Origin of the sequence: Streptomyces sp. 2323.1 (assembly GCF_900221035.1) — a bacterium.
Classification (GTDB): Bacteria; Actinomycetota; Actinomycetes; order Streptomycetales; family Streptomycetaceae; genus Streptomyces; species Streptomyces sioyaensis.
Genome location: NZ_LT907981.1, coordinates 4,750,969 through 4,770,619, shown reverse-complemented (window position 1 = coordinate 4,770,619; position 19,651 = coordinate 4,750,969). Strand labels below are relative to the sequence as shown.

Annotated in this window: 17 protein-coding genes; 10 read left to right on the top strand and 7 right to left on the bottom strand. The window is 68.7% G+C overall.

Annotated features, from left to right (window positions below; all coding sequences use genetic code 11):
* Nucleotides 1–142: 142 nt before the first annotated feature.
* Genes galK through galT form a run of 3 tightly spaced genes read right to left on the bottom strand, consistent with a single transcriptional unit; the run spans nucleotide 143 to nucleotide 3,416 of the window.
* Entirely contained in the window at nucleotides 143–1,387 is a 1,245-nt protein-coding gene (gene galK, locus CPH93_RS20570) for a galactokinase (RefSeq protein WP_096213672.1), read from the bottom strand.
* Nucleotides 1,387–2,361 carry a UDP-glucose 4-epimerase GalE gene (galE, locus tag CPH93_RS20565; protein WP_096213671.1) on the bottom strand — a complete coding sequence of 325 codons (975 nt, stop codon included), beginning with the start codon at nucleotides 2,359–2,361 and terminating at the stop codon, nucleotides 1,387–1,389. The genes galK and galE overlap by 1 nt, the downstream gene beginning before the upstream one ends.
* A complete protein-coding gene (gene galT / locus CPH93_RS20560) occupies nucleotides 2,358–3,416 on the bottom strand; it encodes a galactose-1-phosphate uridylyltransferase (protein ID WP_096213670.1) in 1,059 nt (352 codons plus the stop codon). Before galT ends, galE begins: the two co-directional genes overlap by 4 nt.
* A gap of 245 nt (nucleotides 3,417–3,661) precedes the next feature.
* On the opposite strand from galT, the gene CPH93_RS20555 reads away from it, so the two are divergent.
* Both CPH93_RS20555 and CPH93_RS20550 read left to right on the top strand, forming a co-directional pair.
* Nucleotides 3,662–5,332 carry a sodium:solute symporter family protein gene (locus tag CPH93_RS20555; RefSeq protein WP_093483620.1) on the top strand — a complete coding sequence of 557 codons (1,671 nt, stop codon included), beginning with the start codon at nucleotides 3,662–3,664 and terminating at the stop codon, nucleotides 5,330–5,332.
* Between the two features lie 30 nt (nucleotides 5,333–5,362).
* Nucleotides 5,363–5,671, top strand: coding sequence for a hypothetical protein (locus tag CPH93_RS20550; RefSeq protein WP_096213669.1), 309 nt, complete (start codon nucleotides 5,363–5,365; stop codon nucleotides 5,669–5,671).
* Nucleotides 5,672–5,683: 12 nt separating this feature from the next.
* Here the strand turns inward: CPH93_RS20550 and CPH93_RS20545 are convergent, their stop codons facing one another.
* The gene (locus CPH93_RS20545) at nucleotides 5,684–6,406 is read right to left on the bottom strand and encodes a response regulator transcription factor (protein ID WP_006605122.1); all 723 of its coding nucleotides are present in this window, start codon (nucleotides 6,404–6,406) and stop codon (nucleotides 5,684–5,686) included.
* Between the two features lie 510 nt (nucleotides 6,407–6,916).
* Here CPH93_RS20545 and CPH93_RS20540 point away from each other — a divergent pair.
* The 5 genes from CPH93_RS20540 (at nucleotide 6,917) to CPH93_RS20520 (ending at nucleotide 14,549) form a co-directional block, all read left to right on the top strand.
* Nucleotides 6,917–7,348, top strand: a complete 432-nt coding sequence (locus CPH93_RS20540; protein ID WP_096213668.1) for an SseB family protein — start codon at nucleotides 6,917–6,919, stop codon at nucleotides 7,346–7,348.
* The gene (locus CPH93_RS20535) at nucleotides 7,345–7,950 is read left to right on the top strand and encodes a hypothetical protein (protein WP_096213667.1); all 606 of its coding nucleotides are present in this window, start codon (nucleotides 7,345–7,347) and stop codon (nucleotides 7,948–7,950) included. Before CPH93_RS20540 ends, CPH93_RS20535 begins: the two co-directional genes overlap by 4 nt.
* Nucleotides 7,951–8,015: 65 nt before the next feature.
* Nucleotides 8,016–12,836 (top strand): putative T7SS-secreted protein, encoded by a 4,821-nt coding sequence (locus CPH93_RS37295; protein ID WP_096213666.1) that lies wholly within the window; start codon nucleotides 8,016–8,018, stop codon nucleotides 12,834–12,836.
* A 33-nt stretch (nucleotides 12,837–12,869) separates the two neighbouring features.
* Complete coding sequence (locus CPH93_RS20525) at nucleotides 12,870–13,304, top strand: SMI1/KNR4 family protein (RefSeq protein WP_096213665.1); 435 nt, start codon at nucleotides 12,870–12,872, stop codon at nucleotides 13,302–13,304.
* A 654-nt stretch (nucleotides 13,305–13,958) separates the two neighbouring features.
* The gene (locus CPH93_RS20520; RefSeq protein ID WP_159395032.1) at nucleotides 13,959–14,549 is read left to right on the top strand and encodes a hypothetical protein; all 591 of its coding nucleotides are present in this window, start codon (nucleotides 13,959–13,961) and stop codon (nucleotides 14,547–14,549) included.
* A gap of 117 nt (nucleotides 14,550–14,666) precedes the next feature.
* Here CPH93_RS20520 and CPH93_RS20515 read toward each other — a convergent pair whose 3' ends face one another.
* The gene (locus CPH93_RS20515; RefSeq protein ID WP_096213663.1) at nucleotides 14,667–16,466 is read right to left on the bottom strand and encodes an ABC-F family ATP-binding cassette domain-containing protein; all 1,800 of its coding nucleotides are present in this window, start codon (nucleotides 16,464–16,466) and stop codon (nucleotides 14,667–14,669) included.
* 168 nt (nucleotides 16,467–16,634) lie between these two features.
* Between CPH93_RS20515 and CPH93_RS20510 the strand changes: the two genes are divergently transcribed.
* On the top strand, nucleotides 16,635–17,378 hold the full coding sequence (locus CPH93_RS20510) for an alpha/beta hydrolase (protein ID WP_096213662.1): 744 nt from the start codon (nucleotides 16,635–16,637) through the stop codon (nucleotides 17,376–17,378).
* 359 nt (nucleotides 17,379–17,737) lie between these two features.
* Here CPH93_RS20510 and CPH93_RS20505 read toward each other — a convergent pair whose 3' ends face one another.
* Nucleotides 17,738–17,953 (bottom strand): hypothetical protein, encoded by a 216-nt coding sequence (locus CPH93_RS20505; RefSeq protein WP_096213661.1) that lies wholly within the window; start codon nucleotides 17,951–17,953, stop codon nucleotides 17,738–17,740.
* Nucleotides 17,954–18,140: 187 nt separating this feature from the next.
* On the opposite strand from CPH93_RS20505, the gene CPH93_RS20500 reads away from it, so the two are divergent.
* On the top strand, nucleotides 18,141–18,998 hold the full coding sequence (locus CPH93_RS20500; protein WP_093483629.1) for a helix-turn-helix domain-containing protein: 858 nt from the start codon (nucleotides 18,141–18,143) through the stop codon (nucleotides 18,996–18,998).
* Between the two features lies 1 nt (nucleotide 18,999).
* Entirely contained in the window at nucleotides 19,000–19,197 is a 198-nt protein-coding gene (locus CPH93_RS20495; protein ID WP_173909850.1) for a DUF397 domain-containing protein, read from the top strand.
* A 60-nt stretch (nucleotides 19,198–19,257) separates the two neighbouring features.
* On the opposite strand, the gene CPH93_RS20490 is transcribed toward CPH93_RS20495, so the two are convergent.
* Nucleotides 19,258–19,623, bottom strand: a complete 366-nt coding sequence (locus tag CPH93_RS20490) for a hypothetical protein (protein WP_096213660.1) — start codon at nucleotides 19,621–19,623, stop codon at nucleotides 19,258–19,260.
* Nucleotides 19,624–19,651: the final 28 nt, after the last annotated feature.

Below are 19,651 nucleotides of genomic sequence, written 5' to 3'. Positions count from 1 at the left end.
GCCCCCTGATCGACACCGGCCCCCACCGGTGCAGGATCTCAGCGTACGGACGGGGTGCGGCGAGGGAAGCTGATTGACGAAACTGCTTGCCCGGACGGGCCGTTCGGCAGCCGTCGGGCGGCCGCGCGCCGCCCGGCGCGCCCTACTCGATGCGGTGCGCCCCCGCGCCGGGGACGGCCTCGAAGATCCGCGGCCGGGCACGGCCGGCCGCCGCGAACGCCTCGGTGACGGCCTCGCCGACGGCCGTCGCGTCCGCCTCCTCGACGAGCACGATCGCCGAGCCGCCGAAGCCGCCGCCGGTCATCCGGGCCCCGAGGGCGCCCGCCGCCAGCGCGGTGTCGACGGCGAGATCGAGTTCGCGGCAGGAGATCTTGAAGTCGTCGCGGAGCGAGGCGTGACCGGCCGTCAGCAGCGGGCCGATGGCCCGGGTGCGGCCCGCGTCGAGGTGGGCGACGACCTCTTCGACGCGGTGGTTCTCGGTGACGATGTGCCGGACGAGGGCCTGGACGACGGGATCGCCGGCCAACTCGGCGAGGGCCTCGGGCAGACGCGCGTACGGCACCTCGCGCAGGGCCCGCACTCCGAGCGCCCGCGCGCCACGCTCACAGCCGGCGCGCCGTTCGGCGTATGCGCCGTCGCCCAGCTCGTGCTGCACCCGGGTGTCCACCACGAGGAGCCGCAGCCCCTCCCCCGCCAGGTCGAACGGGATCTGCCGCCGGGTGAGATCGCGGGTGTCCAGGAACAGGGCGTGGCCCGCGGTGCAGCAGGCCGCGGCGGTCTGGTCCATGATCCCGCAGGGCACCCCGACGAAGGCGTTCTCGGCCCGCTGGGCGAGCTGCGCCAGCCGCTGCGGCTGCTGGCCGAGCGCGTAAAGATCGTTGAGGGCGAGCGCGGTGGCGACCTCCAGGGCCGCGGAGGAGGAGAGTCCGGCCCCGGTGGGCACCGTGCTCTCGAAGTGCAGATCCGCACCGCCGACGGGCAGTCCCGCCTCCTGCATCGCCCAGACGACGCCGGCCGGATACGCGGCCCAGCCCCCGCTGCGCTGCGTTCCGCCCCGGCTCCGCTCCAGCGCCTCGGATGCCGGGCCCGGCGCCGGCCGCAGCTCGTCCGTGCGCAGTTCGACGATGCCGCCGCCGGCGCCGCCGGAGTGCAACCGCAGGACCCCGTCGGTGCGGGCCGAGGCGGCGGCGATCGTGGCGTGCGGGAGGGCCAGCGGCATCACGAAACCGTCGTTGTAATCGGTGTGTTCACCGATCAGGTTGACCCGGCCGGGCGCCGCCCACAGGCCCGTGGGCGCGGCGCCGTACACGGCGGCGAACCGCTCCGCCGTGTGCCGGGCGCGGTGCGCGTGCCCGGTGGCCGGGGTGACGGCTCCGTGCGCGGCCATCAGGACTCCTTCGTCCGGTCGAGGTGCTGCGCGAACTGCCAGGCGTCGGCGACGATGCCGGCGAGGTCGGCGCGGCTGGGCCGCCAGCCGAGGCGGTCGATGGCGGTCTGTGCGGAGGCGACCAGTACGGCGGGGTCGCCGGCGCGGCGCGGAGCGGCGATCTCGGGGACGGGGTGGCCGGTGACCTTGCGGACGGTCTCGATGACCTCGCGGACGGAGAAGCCGTTGCCGTTGCCGAGGTTGCAGATCAGATGCTCACCGGCGCTCGCCGCGTCGAGGGCAAGAAGGTGGGCCTCGGCGAGGTCGGCGACGTGGATGTAGTCGCGTACGCAGGTGCCGTCGGGGGTGGGGTAGTCCTCGCCGTAGACGGAGATCGCCTCGCGCTTGCCCCGGGCGACCTGGAGGACGAGCGGGATGAGGTGCGACTCGGGGTCGTGGCGCTCGCCGCAGCTGCCGTAGGCGCCGGCGACGTTGAAGTAGCGCAGCGAGACGGCGGCCAGGCCGTGCGCGGCGGCCTCGCCGCTGATCATGTGGTCGACGGCGAGCTTGCTGGCACCGTAGGGGCTGGTGGGCGCGGTCTCGGCGGACTCGGTGATCGGGGTGGACGTCGGCTCGCCGTAGGTGGCCGCGGTGGAGGAGAAGACGAGGGTGCGGACACCGGCGTCGCGCATCGCGGCGAGCAGGTCCATGGTGCCGCCGACGTTGTTGCGCCAGTACTTCTCGGGGTCGGTCACCGACTCGCCGACCTGGGAGAAGGCGGCGAAGTGCAGCACCGCGTCGTAGGACGGATCGAGCCACTGCGCCGCGTCCTGGATTCGGCCCTCGACGAAGCGGGCTCCGGCGGGGATGCCGTCGCGGTGGCCGGTGGACAGGTCGTCCAGCACGGTGACCTCGTGGCCGGCCTGGAGCAGATGCGCCGCAACCACACTGCCGACATATCCGGCACCGCCCGTGACCAGGTACTTCTTGCTCACTTGCTCGCTACCTCTCGCAGTCGCTCGGCCGCGGCCTCCGGCGGCACATCATTGATGAACACGTTCATGCCGGATTCGGAACCCGCGAGAAACTTCAGCTTGCCGGAAGTGCGGCGAATGGTGAAAAGCTCGAGGTGGAGTGCAAATTCTCCGCGGTGCTCGGCGCGCAGCGGAGCCTGGTGCCAGGCCGCGATGTACGGCGTGCGGGCGGTGCGCTCCCCGTCCCCTTCGTCGAAGATCCGGTCGAACCGCCGCAAGACTTCCAGGTAAACCTGTGGGAATTCGGTGCGCGCCGCCTCGTCGAGGGCGAGCAGGTCGGGGACCCGGCGCTTCGGGTAGAGGTGCACCTCGTACGGCCAGTGGGCGGCGTACGGGACGAAGGCCACCCAGTGCGCGCCCTCCAGGACGATGCGACGGCCGTCGGCCAGTTCCCCGTCGACCACCTCGTCGAAGAGGTTGCCCCCGCCGGTGGCCGTACGGTGCGCCGCGAGCGAGTCGAGCATGCGCGCGGTGCGCGGGGTGACGAAGGGGTAGGCGTAGATCTGGCCGTGCGGATGGCCGAGGGTGACGCCGATCTCCTCGCCGCGGTTCTCGAAGCAGAAGACCTGTTCCACGCCCGGGAGTTGGGACAGTTCGGCGGTGCGATCGGTCCAGGCGTCCAGGACCAGGCCGGCCTGCTCCTCGGTGAGGTCGGCGAAGGACGCGTCGTGGTCGGAGGTGAAGCAGACCACCTCGCAGCGGCCGCGGTCCCCGGCAAGGGAGGGGAAGCGGTTCTCGAAGACGGCGACGTCGTAGTCGGGGGCAGGGATCTCGGAGTGCCGCCCCTCGCGGGAGGGGCACAGCGGGCACTCATCGGCCGGCGGGTGGTAGGTGCGGGCCTGCCGGTGCGAGGCGATGGCGACCCGGTCGCCGAGCAGCCGGTCCGCGCGGATCTCGGCGGCGGTGGCGACGGGGTCGAGCGGGCGGGGGTCGGGCTCGTCACGTACGGCGTCGTCGCGCAGGTCGTAGTAGATGAGCTCCCGGCCGTCCGCCAGCCGGGTCGTCGTCTTCTTCACGAGAGCTCCTCACCCACTCCAAACACAAACAAACACAATGAAGCACAACTAAACAGCAGCGTCAACGTGGGGCCCATGGCCAGACATCCGGGACAAACCGTCTACCCCGGTCACGAATCAACAACTCAAACGAACAGAAGTGTTCAGTTTCTCAACGACCGAGCGTAGCTTTTTGTGCGTTCAGCTCGCGCACACCGCTCTGTCTCCTGGGGGACAACCCCCGGACCCCCGAAAAGAGTGCCCTTATGATCACGCTGGCCGAAGGGCTACGGCTCCCCACCAACGGGCTCGACTACACCATCCTGGCCATCTACTTCGCCGTCGTCCTCGGCATCGGATTCGCGGCCAGGCGCAGTGTGAAGACGAGCCTGGACTTCTTCCTCTCCGGGCGGTCACTGCCTGCCTGGGTCACCGGCCTCGCCTTCGTCGCCGCCAACCTCGGCGCCACCGAGATCCTCGGGATGGCCGCCAACGGCGCGCAGTACGGGGCCTACACCGTCCACTGGTACTGGATCGGCGCCATCCCGGCCATGGTCTTCCTCGGCCTGGTGATGATGCCCTTCTACTACGGCTCCAAGGTCCGCTCGGTGCCGGAATTTCTGCTGCACCGCTTCGGCCCGTCCTCCCACCTGCTGTCGTCGGTGATCTTCGCCGTCTCGTCGGTGCTGATCGCGGGCGTCAACCTCTACGCCATGGCGATCGTGCTGCAGGCGCTGCTCGGCTGGCCGCAGTGGGTCGCGATCGTGATCGCCGGCCTGTTCGTCCTGGTGTACATCACCATCGGCGGCCTGTCCTCGGCGATCTACAACGAGGTGCTCCAGTTCTTCGTCATCCTGGCCGCGCTGATCCCGCTGACCGTCGTCGGCCTCAAGCGCGTCGGCGGCTGGGACGGGCTGACCCACTCGCTGACCTCCTCGCACGGGGACGCCTTCCTGACCGCCTGGAAGGGCACCGGCATCGGCGAGTCCAACCCGCTCGGCGCCAACTGGCTCACCATCGTCCTCGGCCTGGGCTTCGTGATGAGCTTCGGCTACTGGACCACCAACTTCGCCGAGGTCCAGCGCGCGCTGTCCGCGAAGAACCTCTCCGCCGCCCAGCGCACCCCGCTGATCGCCGCCTTCCCCAAGATCTTCATCCCGCTGGTGGTGGTCGTCCCCGGCCTGATCGCGCTGGTCATGGAGCCGACGCTGGGCAAATCGGAAGGCGGGCTCCAGTACAACGACGCGATCCCGGTGCTGATGCGGGACCTGCTCCCCAACGGCGTCCTCGGCATCGCCGTCACCGGCCTGCTCGCCGCCTTCATGGCCGGTATGGCGGCCAACGTCTCGTCCTTCAACACGGTCTTCACCAACGACATCTGGGCCGCGTACCTCAAGAAGGGCCGCGAGGACCGCTACTACCTGGCGACCGGGCGGGTGGTCACCGCGGTCGGCGTGCTGATCGGCATGGGCACCGCCTTCATCGCCTCGTCCTTCAGCAACATCATGAACTACCTCCAGACGCTCTTCTCCTTCTTCAACGTGCCGCTGTTCGTCGTCTTCATCATCGGCATGTTCTGGAAGCGGACCAGCGCCGCGGCCGGCTTCTGGGGGCTGCTCTCCGGGACCGTGGCCGCGATGGTCAACTACTTCTGGTTCTACAAGCAGGGCATCATCTCGATCCCCTCCGACCAGGGCGCCAACTTCGTCTCCTCGATCGTCGCCTTCGTCGTCGGCGCGCTCGTCATGGTCGTGGTCACCATGGTCACCAAGCCCAAGCCCGCCGCCTCCCTCGCCGGCCTGGTCTACGGCACCCGGTCACCCGGCATGGAGGAGCTGCCGGCCGAGGGCGACGACGCCTGGTACCGCAAGCCGGCCCTGCTGGGCTGGGGCGCGCTCGTCCTCGCCGCCGTCTGCTACATCCCGTTCTCCCTCTGACCCAGCCTGAACCAGCGGAGTTGACCCACCATGAGTGACTACCAGCACGAGGTCGAGGAGCTGGAGCGCGAATCGGCGACCGCCGCGCGGCTCTTCGACGTACGGCGCATCATCGGCGGCCTGTTCGTCGTCTACGGCGTGATCGTGACCATCGCCGGCCTGACCGCCTCGGACGCGGACCTCAGGAAGGCCCAGGAGATCAACATCAACCTGTGGACCGGCGTGGGCATGCTCGCGCTCGGCCTGTTCTTCCTGGTCTGGCTGAAGCTGCGGCCGACCGTCCCGCCGACCGCCGACGAGCTGCGGGCCGCGGCCGGGGACGGCCCCGCGGAGGGCTGAGCGCGGCGCCGGCTACTGCGGCGGCGGCACCGGATCACCCGGTTCCGCCGCCGTGGCGCGTACGGCCCGGCCGCCCGCCGCCCGGTCCAGCAGCCCGGTACGCGCCGCCAATGCGGCGGCCTCCAGCCGGGAACCCACCTCCAGCTTCATCAACACCCGCTGGACGTGCGTACGCGCCGTACTCGGCGCAATATCCATCCCCGCCGCGATCAGCCGGGTGTCCTCGCCGTCCGCGACCCGCATCAGCACCTCGACCTCGCGCGGAGTGAGCAGCTCCAGCAGCCGCGCACCCTCGTCGTCCGGCTGCGCCGCGGGATGCAACAACTCCTCAAACGCCTGCTGCAACAGCTGCGGCGAGACCGCCGACTCCCCCGCCCGCGCCTTCATCATGGCGCGTTCCACGCCCTCGATCCGCTCGTCATTGCGGACGTACCCCGAAGCCCCGGCCGCAAATGCGGCGGCGATTCCGCGCGGGCTGGGGACCGGCCCCAACACCACCACCGCGACCTGCGGCCGCTCCTTCTTGATCCGTACGACCGGGTCGAAGGCGCCCGGCTGAGCGGGCGCGGCGGTCCCCAGCAGACACACCTCGGGCGCCCGGCTCACCACCAGCTCCGCGGCCCCCGCACTCGGCGCGGCCGCCGCCAGAACGCGGTGCCCGCGCAGCTTCAACGCCGAAGCGAGCGCCTCCGCGAGCAAACGATGATCGTCGACCACCATGAGCCGCACGCCCATCGAGCAACCCCCTCCCACCACCGGCGGGCCCCTACGCGGCCCCCCGGCCGGGCCGCTCGTCCCCGGGAAGCTACACGCTCGGCTGCGATACTGCGCCCCCAACCGGGGAGAAGCCCCCGGAATGCTGGAATCCCGGCCAATGTGGGCTGGTTGGCGTTGTTGCGGGGGCGGGTGGGCCCAACTGGGCTCGACCTCTGGGGGTCTTGGGCGGCACCAGCGGGAAGTTCGCGCAGCAAGCCGGCAGGAGGACGACACAGGACCGCGGGCTGCCCGAACGTGGCTTTACCCATTGGCGGCTGAAGGACAACACACACCCGGGGCGCTCCCGGTGCGAAGCACACTCGACCGCGCTCTCCCACCGGGCCGGACTTCGAACGCAACTCCCCTTGTTGAAATCAAAAGGAACCAGCGGCCGGTTTTCACGCCGAAGCGCCTTTGCCGGCTCTGTCAGTGCCGTATGCGAAAGTGGGTTCGGCAGTTCAGGAGAAAACGGGGGGAGGGCGATCCGTCATGTCATTGGCCGACGAGGTAGCAGCAGCTCACGCAGGACATCCGAATCCAGCCGCGCTGGTGGGCGAGTTGCGTCGGACATCGGTATTGGTCCCGGTTGTCAACGACTCTCTCATGTCGGCCGAGTTGACCGGTATCCGGTGGTTGTACGCCTTCTCCGACGAACAGGAACTGGCCCGCTTCGCCGTGTCCCGAGGCGCCGGCCCCGATGCCGAACTGTCCTATGTCCGCACGGCCGGTGCGCGTCTCCTCGACGTCGTCATCCCCGCCATCGAGGGCCCGGCGGGCGTGGTGCTCGATGCGGGCAGCCCGCAGGCGATGGTGTTTCCGCCGGTCAGCGGCATCGTTCCGGACTCCGTGGCGGTCGACATCGCCGAGCCGGGTGCGGCCGGAGGCCAAGCCGGTGTACCCGCGGTCGGGGGTGCGGCATGACGTCCGCCGAGGGGTACGAGCTCGATCCGGATGCCCTGAAGAAGGTCACCAAGGGCATCCACGACGCGATCGCGGAACTGAAGGAGCTGGGCTTCGATACCAGCGCCCAACTCGGCCAGGGATTCGACAAGCTTGCCCTCTCCGGCATGGAGGCCGGGCATGCCGATGTGCGTTCCGTATTCGATGCGTTCTGTGAACGCTGGGGCTGGGGCGTTCGTCTGCTCATCCATGAAGCCAACGAATTCGCGCGCCGTCTCGATTTGACGGCCGGGCTTTATCACGAGCAGGAGCAGTACGTTTCGACGACGCTGAAGGTCGGGGCGAATGCCTTGCTGATGGGCGACCCGACGATGACGGAGGAACGGCTGAAGCACCGGACGTGGAAGCAGGTCGGCGAGGACAACGCGGTCACCCAGTTCGATGACGCGGACTGGGACCCCACCTCGGCCAGATCCCTCAAGGCGTATGACGAAGTCGGGCAAGCGGCGGAGCAGACGGGCAAGGACTTCTCGACGTCCAAGTGGGCGGGCGACGCGGACCACAACTGGGCCTTGCGGCCCCTGCAAGCGCCCCATCAGGCCCAAGGGCACGACGGATCCTGAGACTTCGCCGCACCGCCACTACTGCACATCCACCGCTGCACCGCACCACTGGGGGTTGAGAACTGATGGGCCTCGGCGACTTTCTCGGGGACGTCAAGGACGGCATCAATTCCACGGCCGACAAGGTCGGGAGCGCCGTCGATGGCGTGAAGGAAGCGGCCGGCGAGGCGGTCGGCTACGCCACGGACAAGACCGCCGACGTTCTCGACTACGTCGGTGCGGACGGGGCGGCCAAGAGCGTCCGCTCGGCCGGTGAAGACGTCGCCGATGCGCTGGGAGCGCAGGTCGATGAACGGCAGCTGGGCGAGAGCGACGACCCCAAGGAGCTGATCCACGGCGACGTCGCGAAGATCAATGAATCCGCCGCGCACCTGAAGGACTTCTACGCGGCCTTCGAACGCGTCGGCCAGGGAATCCGCAAACTGGACGCGGGCTCCTGGAAGGGAAAGGCCGCCGATAGCTTCCACGAGAAGTTCGACGTGCACCCCAAACAGTGGATGCGGACCGCGGATGCCTGTGAGGCGGCGTGGAAAGCCCTCGATTCCTACGCGGAAACGGTCTCCTGGGCCCAGAAGAAGGCCCAGTCGGCCATCGACGCGTGGCAGGCGGCCGAGGGCAAGAGCAAGAAGGCCTACGAAGCCCACCGCCACAAGGTCGATGCGTACAACGCGAAGGCCGACGCCTATAACGCCGCGCGGGACCAGGGTTCCGACCCCGGGCCCAAGCCCGACAAGCCCGGCGACTTCCACGACCCCGGCGATCAGGGCCGCGAGGCGGCGCAAGACATTCTCAAGAACGCTCGGAGTCAGCGCAACGAAGCGGCCGCAAAGGCGCAGCACGCTCTCAAGGGCGCCCTGGAACACGCTCCGCAGGCACCGAAGTTCACCACGGAGGCGGGCTTCGACGTCGCTGACGGAATCGCGGCCGGCGGCATGAACCTGATGCACGTCGTCGGTGGTGTGGGCAAGGGCCTGGTCGAACAGGTCAATCTGGCCCGCACGCTGAACCCGATGGAGCCGTACAACGTCGCCCACCCCCATATGTACCTGGCCAACGTCGCCAAGACCTCACTCGGCCTCGCCGGCGCCGCCGCCCACCCCGGGCGCCTGGCCAAGGGGATGCTCGGCGAGGGCTGGGGGAGCGACCCCTGGGATACGGGTGGCGGCGCCCTCGCCAACCTCCTCGGCGGCAAGGGTGCCGGCGCCATCGGCAAGGGCCTGCTGAAGGCGGGGGCGAAGGACGCGGCCAAGGGGGCCGCACGGACAGCAGTCAAGGACGGCGGCAAGCGCACGATCATGGATCGCGCCCGTACCGCCTGGTGCAAGACCTTCGGCAGCGACCCCATCGACATGGCCACCGGCCGCATGATCCTGCCGCAGACCGACATCACCCTCCCCGGCAGCCTCCCCCTCACCTTCGCCCGCACCTTCGAGTCGTCCTACCGCACCGGCCGCTGGTTCGGCCCGACCTGGATGTCCACGGTCGATCAGCGCCTGGAGATCGACGCCGAAGGCGTCATCCTCATCGGCGAAGAGGGCAACTTCCTCCTCTACCCCCACCCCGCCGTCGGCGTCCCCACCCTCCCCCACGAAGGGGACGGCGCACCCCTCGAACTCACCCCGGACGGCGACTACCTCCTCACCGACCCCCACACCGGCACCCGCCGCTACTTCACCACCTACACCGAAAACCTCGCCGTCCTCGACGAGATATCCGACCGCCGCGGCAATCACCACACCTTCGACTACACCGAAGACGGCACCCCCACCGCCATCACCCACAGCGCCGGCTACCGCCTCCTCCTCACCACCGAGGAAGGCCGCATCACCGCCCTCCACCTGGCCGGCGCCGCTCCCGACGGCGGCGACCAACTCCTCGTCACCTACGGCTACGACGCCTTCGGCAACCTGGCCACGGTCACCAACTCCTCAGGCTTGCCGCTCCGCTTCACCTACGACGACACCGGCCGCATCACGTCCTGGACCGACACCAACAACAGCAGCTACACCTACGTCTACGACGACCAGGACCGATGCACGTCACAGGGCGGCGCCGAAGGCCACCTGCGCGCCCACTTCACCTGGGGCGACCCGGACCCGGTGACGGGCCTGCGCACCAACCTCCACCACAACTCCCTCGGCCAGGTCCTCACCTACCAGGTCAACGACCATCATCAGATCGTCGCGACCACCGACCCCACCGGCGCCACCACCCGCACCGTCCGGGACGCCAAGCACCGCGTCCTGTCCAGCACGGACCCCCTGGGCCGTACGACCCACATCGACTACGACGACGCAGGCCGCCCGGTAACCGTCACCCTCCCCGACGGCAGCGTCTCCACCACCACCTACGACGCCGACGGCCACCCGACGAGCGTCACCGGCCCCGACGGCACCACCTGGACCCACACCTACGACACCGACGGCAACCGCACCTCCACCACGGACCCCGCCGGCGCCACCACCACCTACACCCACGACGAGCGCGGCCACATCGCCGGCGTCACCGACGCCTTGGGCAACACCACCCACCTCTACTGCAACAAGGCCGGTCTGCCGATATCGGTCACCGACCCGCTGGGCGCCACCACCCACTACCGCCGCGACGCCTTCGGCCGCACCACCTCCGTCACAGACCCCCTGGGCGAGACCACCCACATGGTGTGGACGGTGGAGGGGAAGCTCGCCGCGCGCATCGATGCGTCCGGTGCCACAGAACAGTGGACGTATGACGGCGAAGGCAACCGCCTCACCCACACCGACGCCATCGGCCAGACCACCCACTACGAATACGGCCACTTCGACCTCCTGGCGGCCCGCACCGACCCCGACGGCGTCCGCCACACCTTCACCCACGACACCGAACTCCGCCTCACCCAGGTCACCAACCCCCAGGGTCTGACCTGGAACTACGCGTACGATCCGGCCGGCCGCCTGATATCCGAGACCGACTTCGACGATCGCGCTCTCGCCTACACCCACGACGGCGCCGGCCAACTGGCCACGCGTACCAACGCACTCGGTGAGATCACCACCTACAGCCGCGACGCCCTCGGCCGTATTACCGAGAAGAACGCCGCGGGCCTGGTCACCACCTACACCCACGACGCCAGCGGCAACCTCCACCAAGCGGCCAATCCAGACGCCACCGTCACCTACACCCGCGACATCCTCGGCCGCGTCACCGCCGAAACCGTCAACGGCCGCACCATGACGTTCACCTACGACGCCCTGGGTCGCCGCACCTCCCGCACCACCCCCACCGGCCACACCACCACCTACACCTACGACGCCGCCGGCAACCGCACCGCCCTCAACACGGGCGGCCACACCCTCACCTTCGACCACGACGCCGCGGGCCAAGAACTCACCCGCACCATCGGCGACCACCTAGCCCTCACCCACACCTGGGACCCCACCGGCCGCCTCACCGGCCAATCCCTCACCACCGCGGCCACGGGCACGCTCCAGTCCACCGGGCCGGAGAACCCTGCGGCCGCCGAAGCCGAACGGGTCCTCCACCGCGGCTACACCTACCGCCCCGACGGCCACCTCACCGCGATCGACGACTCCCACACCGGCCGCCGCACCTTCGACCTCGACCGCGCCGGCCGCGTCACCGCCGTCCACGCCGCCGACTGGACCGAGACCTACGCCTACGACGAAGCCGGCAACCAAACCCACGCCACCTGGCCCGACCGCCACCCCAACCCCTCAGCCCGGGGCGAGCGCACCTACACCGGCACCAACATCACCCGCGCCGGCCGCATCCGCTACGAACACGACGGCCTCGGCCGCGTAACCCTCCGCCAAAAAACCCGCCTCTCCCGCAAACCAGACACTTGGCAATACACCTGGAATGGGGAGGATCACCTCACATCAGTAGTGACCCCAGACGGAACACTCTGGCGCTACCTCTACGACCCGCTGGGCCGCCGCACAGCCAAACTACGGCTAGCCGCGGATGGTGTAACTGCGCTGGAACACACAGACTTCTCCTGGGACGGCCCGACTCTCACCGAACAAACCAGCCGTACCTCTAGCTCCCCGGAGTATCTGTCTCTTACCTGGGACCACCAGGGCCTCGTCCCTGTGACGCAATCCGAACGCAAATCCACATCTCTGGAAAATGACTCCCAACGCGCCATCGACGAGCGCTTCTTCGCCATAGTCACAGATTGCGTTGGCACTCCAACAGAACTCGTCGATACCCGGGGCACTGTAGCTTGGCGCGTTCGCGCGACACTTTGGGGTACGACCACCTGGAACGGCGACGCTACAGCTTTCACCTCTCTCCGTTTTCCCGGCCAATATTTCGATCCCGAATCTCAACTCCACTACAATTTTCACCGCTACTACGACCCGACCACAGCGCGCTACCTAAGTTTCGACCCCCTGGGCCTAGAACCATCACCTAACCCCAACATCTACGTTGCCAATCCGTTCAGCTGGACCGATCCGCTCGGTCTTTCCCCCTGCGACGACGCCAAGAAGCTTGCGGAGGGACGCAGTGAGAGTGTTCTGGGCAAGTCACTACCGACACGGGAAGAGGCATCGGTCGGTCACACTGCGAGCCACAACTACAAGAAGAACTTTTTTGAAGCGCATCCCGAACTAAAGGGACAGGTGGTGGTTCACCATGCCATCGAGCAACAAGTCCTCCGCAGATACCCAGGACTCTTCTCGCCGAATGAAATGCACTCGCTGGAGAATTTGAGAGGGATCCCGAAGGGGGACATTAATAGCCGAATACATCTTAGTGAAATCCGGATTGCCTGGAACGAATTCTACAGTTCTCACCCCAACCCGACGCGCCAGCAAGTCTTGGATCACGTAACCAAGGTCGACGACTCGCTGGGCCACTGGTTCAGCCCTAGGATCCGCTAGGATTCGATCACCACGCACACGCAAGGAGGCGCCATGTGGCGCGAAATGGTCGCCGGCTTCGGCGGACAGGTCGATTTTCATGACCCGGCGGATGGCCAAATCTTGGATCAAATTGAACAGCGCCTTGGCCAATCGCTACCTGACCCCCTGAAGCAACTCCTACTGGAGACCGATGGCCTAGATGACGAGTTCGGAACCGAAGTCGTCTGGAGTGCACAGCGAATCCTTGACGATAACGAACAGTTCCGCACCGAGTCATCCTTCAGAGATCTCTATATGCCCTTCGATGACGTGATGTTCTTTGGAGACAATGGAGGGGGCGACCAATTCGCCTTCGTGCGCAATCCGCAACGGAATGACGTATTCGTGTGGGATCACGAGACAGATGCCCGGAACTGGGTGTCGGCTTCTCTGGAAGATTATCTTCAGCGGTCCATTCAGGCCGAGGGGGAGGACTGGTATCGCTAAACGCGACTCGTTTTCAGCAGCACGACGCAGCGGCCGCAATGCGGAGAAGGCAACCCGTGGCGGGGGGGGGACCCCTGATACGTCCCCGTATCGCCCGGGCGAGCGTCTTCCGTTCCGTGCCACTCCGCCATCACCGGGAGCTGAAGCCGGGGCTGTCTGTCATTCCGGCATCGTGCGCCCCACTCCGCATAGCGCTCCAGCCGCTCATATGACATGTCCTCGTTCCGTCAGGATGACCGCCAGCGGTCGGCCGTCATCGATGTGCTGTTGGAGGAGTGGGCATCGGGGTGGAATCAGCATGTTCAAGAAGCCCGTCTCAAGTCTTCGGTCGCGCCTCGGAATAGAAAGAAGTAAATGACTACACCGCAACAGCCGCCAGGTGGTTTCGGGCAGGCGCCGGGGTACGGTGCGCCGCAAGGGATGCCGCAGCCCGGGCAGCCGGCCGGGTATCCGGTGGGTGCCGCACCCGGTGGGCCGGCGCCGTACGGACAGCAGCCGCACCCAGGCGGGCCGGTGCCCTACGGGCAGCCGGGGCCGGGGCCTTACGGGATGCCGCAGCAAGCCCCTCCCTTCGGGTACGGCGGCGGGCCCGGCATGCCGCCGCCCATACCGCCCAGGCGGAAGGCCGGAAAGGTGTGGGGCATCATCGGCGCCGTGGCAGGTGTGCTGGTGATCGGGACGCTGGCGTCGAACGCGGCGTTCAGGGGTGGGGGGAGTTCGTCGGGCGGGTCGTCCGGCGGGCCGAGGTACCGGATCGCGGTGCCGCAGACACTGGTGGGCGGGGAGTACAAGCTCGCCAAGGACATATCCCAGCAGGCCGGCCGTTCGGTGCCGAGTGAAGGGGCCAATGAGCACGACATCAAGACGGCAGGCGGCCAGTACACGAGCGGGACCAAGTCAATGGCGATGCTGGGGCTTTACGGCGTCATTGATGACCCCGAGACGGCCGTCGACCACACCATCCGAGGCATGACGCGCGACGGCAAGACGGAAGTTGCCGTGGCGGACAAGGAGTTCACGCCCAGCGGGGGCGGAGATTCGCTCACCTGCGGCGTTGATGTGCGGACGGAAATGGGGCAGAAGGTCACGCTGACGTTCTGTGTCTGGGCCGACTCCAGTACGAGCGGGAATGTCGCGGAAACCGACGCCAGGAATTTGGCGAAGGATCCGCAGTCCATCGACCTCCAGGCGTTCGCGGACAAGGCGGGAAAGATTCGCGGTGAGGTAACGAAACCGCTGGGATGAGTTTCCGCGGCCGAACGCCGGGCGTCGCTGCAACTCCGCCGCTCGCCGTGTGGCCGGAAGGACTTCCCCGCGGTGACCGGCGGCGCGCGCTCCAGGGGCCGCGCGCGCCGTCCGTCCCTACACGTCCTCCGCCAACTCCAGCCACCGCATCTCCAGCTCATCCTTCTCCGTGCTCAGTTCGCGGAGTTGGGCGTCGAGGCCGGCGACCTTTTCGAAGTCGGTGGCGTTGTCGGCGATCTGGGCGTGGAGCTTGGTCTCCTTGTCGCCGATCTTGTCCAACTGGCGCTCGATCTTCTGGAGTTCCTTCTGAGCGGCGCGGTTGACGGCGGCGGCCTTCTTGGGCGCGGCGCTCTGCTGGGCGGGAGCCGGTGTCGCGGCGTCGATGACCTGCTGGCGGCGCTCCAGATACTCGTCCAGACCGCGCGGCAGCATCCGCAGCGTGGCATCGCCCAGCAGGGCGTGCACGCGGTCGGTGGTGCGCTCGATGAAGTAGCGGTCGTGGCTGATGACGATGAGGGAGCCGGGCCAGCCGTCGAGGAGGTCCTCCAGCTGGGTCAGGGTCTCGATGTCGAGGTCGTTGGTGGGCTCGTCGAGGAAGAGGACGTTCGGCTCGTCCATGAGGAGACGCAGGATCTGCAGGCGGCGGCGCTCACCGCCGGAGAGGTCGCCGACCGGCGTCCACTGCTTCTCCTTGGTGAAGCCGAACTTCTCGCAGAGCTGGCCGGCGGTCATCTCGCGGCCCTTGCCCAGGTCGACCCGCTCGCGCACCCGCTGCACGGCCTCCAGCACCCGCAGCGCCGGGTCGAGCTCGCCGACCTCCTGGGAGAGATAGGCCAGCTTGACGGTCTTGCCCACGGTGATCCGGCCGGCCACCGGCTGCACCTCGCCCTGCGTCCGGGCCGCCTCGCCCAGCGCCCGCAGCAGTGAGGTCTTGCCGGCGCCGTTGACGCCCACCAGGCCGATCCGGTCGCCGGGCCCCAGCTGCCAGGTCAGGTGCTTGAGGAGGACCTTCGGCCCGGCCTGGACGCTGACGTCCTCCAGCTCGAAGACGGTTTTGCCGAGGCGGGAGCTGGCGAACTTCATCAGCTCGGCGCTGTCCCGCGGCGGCGGGACGTCCGCGATCAGCTCGTTGGCGGCCTCGATGCGGAACCGCGGCTTGCTCGTACGGGCCGGGGCGCCGCGCCGCAGCCAGGCCAGCTCCTTGCGCATCAGGTTCTGCCGCTTGACCTCTTCGGTGGCGGCGATCCGCTCGCGCTCGGCCCGGGCGAAGACGTAGTCGCTGTAGCCGCCCTCGTACTCGTGGACGTCGCCGCGCTGGACGTCCCACATGCGCGTGCAGACCTGGTCGAGGAACCAGCGGTCGTGGGTGACGACCACGAGGGCGGAGCGGCGGGCCCGGAGGTGGCGGGCCAGCCAGGAGATGCCCTCGACGTCGAGGTGGTTGGTGGGCTCGTCGAGGACGATCAGGTCCTGCTCGGCGATCAGCAGCTTGGCCAGCGCGATGCGGCGGCGCTCACCACCGGAGAGCGGGCCGATGACCGTGTCCAGGCCCTGGGTGAAGCCGGGCATGTGCAGATCGCCGAAGAGGCCGGTGAGCACGTCGCGGATCTTGGCGTTGCCGGCCCACTCGTGGTCGGCGAGGTCGCCGATGACCTCGTGCCGGATGGTGGCGGCCGGGTCGAGCGAATCGTGCTGGGTGAGGACGCCCAGGCGCAGGCCACCGGAGTGGGTCACCCGGCCGTCGTCCGCGTCCTCCAGCTTGGCCAGGATCCGGATCAGGGTGGTCTTGCCGTCCCCGTTGCGCCCGACGACGCCGATCCGGTCCCCCTCGTTGACGCCGAGCGAGACACCGTCCAGCAGGGCACGGGTTCCGTACACCTTGCCGACGGCTTCCAGATTGACGAGGTTGACGGCCATCTCACTCCTGCGGTTCACATCGGGCGACCTTCCCAGCGTAGTCGGCATACGGAAGCGTCCCGCCGCCGAGCCGGTGCTCCGTACCCGGGGCACCGGCGCGCGGCGGGTGGTGGCACCGGCCTCGTAGGCGCCCGGGCGCCGCTCCGGCCCGTTGGATAACGTGCCGTCATGGCACCGGACATGGGCATGGCAGTGGAGACGGTACGCGGGCTGATCTACGGCCCGAGCGGCAAGCAGCTGGACGTGTACCGGCCGGCGGGGGCCTCCTCCGGGCCGGCGCCCACCGTGCTGCTCTGGCACGGCATCGGCCCCGACGAGCGGGACGTCATGGAACCCCTGGCGCGGACGGCGGCGGAGCGCGGCCTGCTGGTCCTGGTCCCGGACTGGCGCTCGGACGCCGCGGACGGCGGCCGGGCGCACCTGCTGGAGTCGCTGGCCTTCGCCCGCAAGGAAGCGGGCGGGCTGGGCGGCGAGGGGGAGTCGTGCGTTCTGGCCGGGTGGTCGGCCGGGGCCGGGACCGCGCTGGGGGTCGCCCTGCGCCCCGAGCTCGCGGACGGATGGCGACCGCGGGCCGTGGTGGGCGTGGCCGGCCGCTACGACCTGCCGGCGCGGACCACCGGCACCGCACCACTGACCGACCTCGCCGCCGGCCGGGACCCGGGCGTCCCGGTCCACCTCGTCCACGGCAGCCGCGACACCGTCTTGGCGGCCCGGTACTCCCACGACCTCGCGGAGGCACTACGGGCCGCGGGCCGCGCGGTGACCCTCCAGGAGCCGGAGACCGACCACGCAGGCGTGATCATGGCCGAGTACGACCCGGCGGCGGACCGCTGCGTGCCGACGACGGCGGAACATGCGGTACGGGCGGGGCGGCTGGTGGCCGGGGTGCTGGCTGAGGCCGCCGCGTCCTGACCTTCGGCCCCTCGGGGTGCCTCAGCGGCGCCCGCCCCCATTGGACGACCAGGTGTTGAGCCTCCGCACGGACTCGTCCAGCTCCCGGCGGCGGGCCTCTTGATCCGTACATCGCTGCCGCGCCTCCGAGGCAGGGACGTACGGCCGGACGAGGCCGCTGTCCGCACCGCATGACGGCGGAAGAAGACCGGGCGGTACCCGGCGGACGCGTACGAGGCGACGCCGCGCCGGAGCCGCCGGGGACCAGGCCGTGGCGGTGAGCCCACCGGTACCGGTGGTGGCCCGATGGCCGCCCCGCCCCGGAAGTAACCAGCTCAGCAGCTTTCCGAGGGTGGTCCGGACGAGACCCGGCCCACCGTTCAACGGGCGGCCGCCTTGCGGAGAACCTCGGCGAGCCGACGGGCGGTGGCCGCGTTGCAGTTACCGAGGGCGACGAGCGAGACGCTGTAGACGCCCGCGAAGCCGGGCAGATCGACGCCGAGCGACGGCAGCGTGATGCCGTGGTCCTTCAGCGCGGTGCGCAGCTCTTCGGCGCTTTCGTGCACGTCGTCGGGGAGGGAGCGGTCGAGGGGCATGGACCCCGCCTTTCTTTACGCATAGCAACGAACCGCTTACAGAGTGCCGTGACGCGGCGTAGCGTGAAAGGGGGTTGGGCTCCCGGCCGTGGTCCGGGGAATGCGCGGTGTGAAGTGGTGGAGATGTGGGAACCGCCGGGGCTCGTCCGCAACGACTGGGAATCAGCTCTACGTACGGCGGTGAACCGTGGCACGACGCAAGGACATTGACGGCTCGGCGGGAGTCCCCACCTTTTACGGCGCGGAGCTGCGCTACCAGCGGGAGTTGGCCGGGCTCACGCTCCAGCAGCTGGTCGAGGGCAGCTTCTACGGCCCGAGCCACCTCAGCGAGATCGAGCGCGGCGAACGGCGGATGCCGGCGGACCTGGCCGAGCACGTGGACAAGGTGCTCAAGACAGACGGCTTCTTCCAGCGGCGTTGCGAGGACGTGCGGAAGGCGAAGCGGACTGGCCATGCCGAGTACTTCGAGCGCGCTTTGGAGGCGGAGAAGTACGCGGAGACCATCGAGGAGTGGTGTCCCACCCTCATCCCCGGGTTGTTGCAGACCGAGCCGTACACGCGGGCAGTGGTGCGGGCGACCCATCCGCTGGCGCCCGACGAGGAGGTGGAGGAGAAAGTCAGCGCCCGCATGGCGAGGGCCCACCTCTTCGAGGGAGACCGGAAGACCCCTGAGTACTGGGTGATCCTGCCCGAGTACGTGTGGCGCTGCCCGGTCATTCCTGCGGCCGAGATGGCTGATCAGCTCGACCGCATCGCGGAGCTGGCGCGGAGGCGCCGGATCGTTCCACAGGTCCTTCCGTGGAACTGCGGACCGCACCCCCTCATGGCGGTGGGCTTGTTGCAGCTCACGACCTTTCCGGATGCTCCGCCGCTGGCCTACCTGGAATCGCAGTACAGCGGCGACACGATCGACGATCCGGCCCTCGTGAAGAAATACCGCAAGGCATACGATCGGCTCAGGGCCGCCGCACTCGCTCCTGAGGCGTCCCTGACCATGATCGAGGCGGCCGCAGAGGACTACCGAAGTGACAAACAACCGGATTGACTTGAGCACCGCCGTCTGGCGCAAGAGCAGCTACACCAACGGCGACGGCGGGAACTGCGTCGAGGTGGTTGACGGCCTCGACGGCCTGGTTCCCGTCCGCGACTCCAAGGACCCCCACGGCCCGGCGATCGTCTTCCCGGCCACCACCTGGTCCAACTTCGTCACCGCCGTCAAGGACACCGACCTCCCGGGCGTCTGAGCACTCCCGGGCGCCTGAGCGCTTCCAGTCGGCTGACCACCAAGAAACCCTTCTATGTGGTCAGCTCAGCGCTTTCTCGATGGCCTCGAAAATGTCGGCGTCGGTCTCCTGCTGCCAAGCCGGGAGGTCGGGCCAGTCCGCAACGTAGCCCGGCTTCGGGTCGTCGAAGTGCTTGAACATCTGGGCCGTCCAGCAGGTCGCGACGAACCGGCCTTTCTGTTCCCGGGACAGCCTGGACGTGTGCCCGTCGCTGATCTCGATGAACTGGCGCACCTGCTCGTAGACCGACCCGGCTGCCTCGCGCTCCCGCTGCGGGGTGTCGTCCCACGGAGTGACGTAGCCGGCTTTCGGCTCCCCGGGGAAGTGGACGTGCACTCCCGCGATCCAGCTTTCCCGGAACAGTCGTGGACCCTCGGTCTGCGACATGCCATCCCCTCTCGTCACGGCGCCTGTT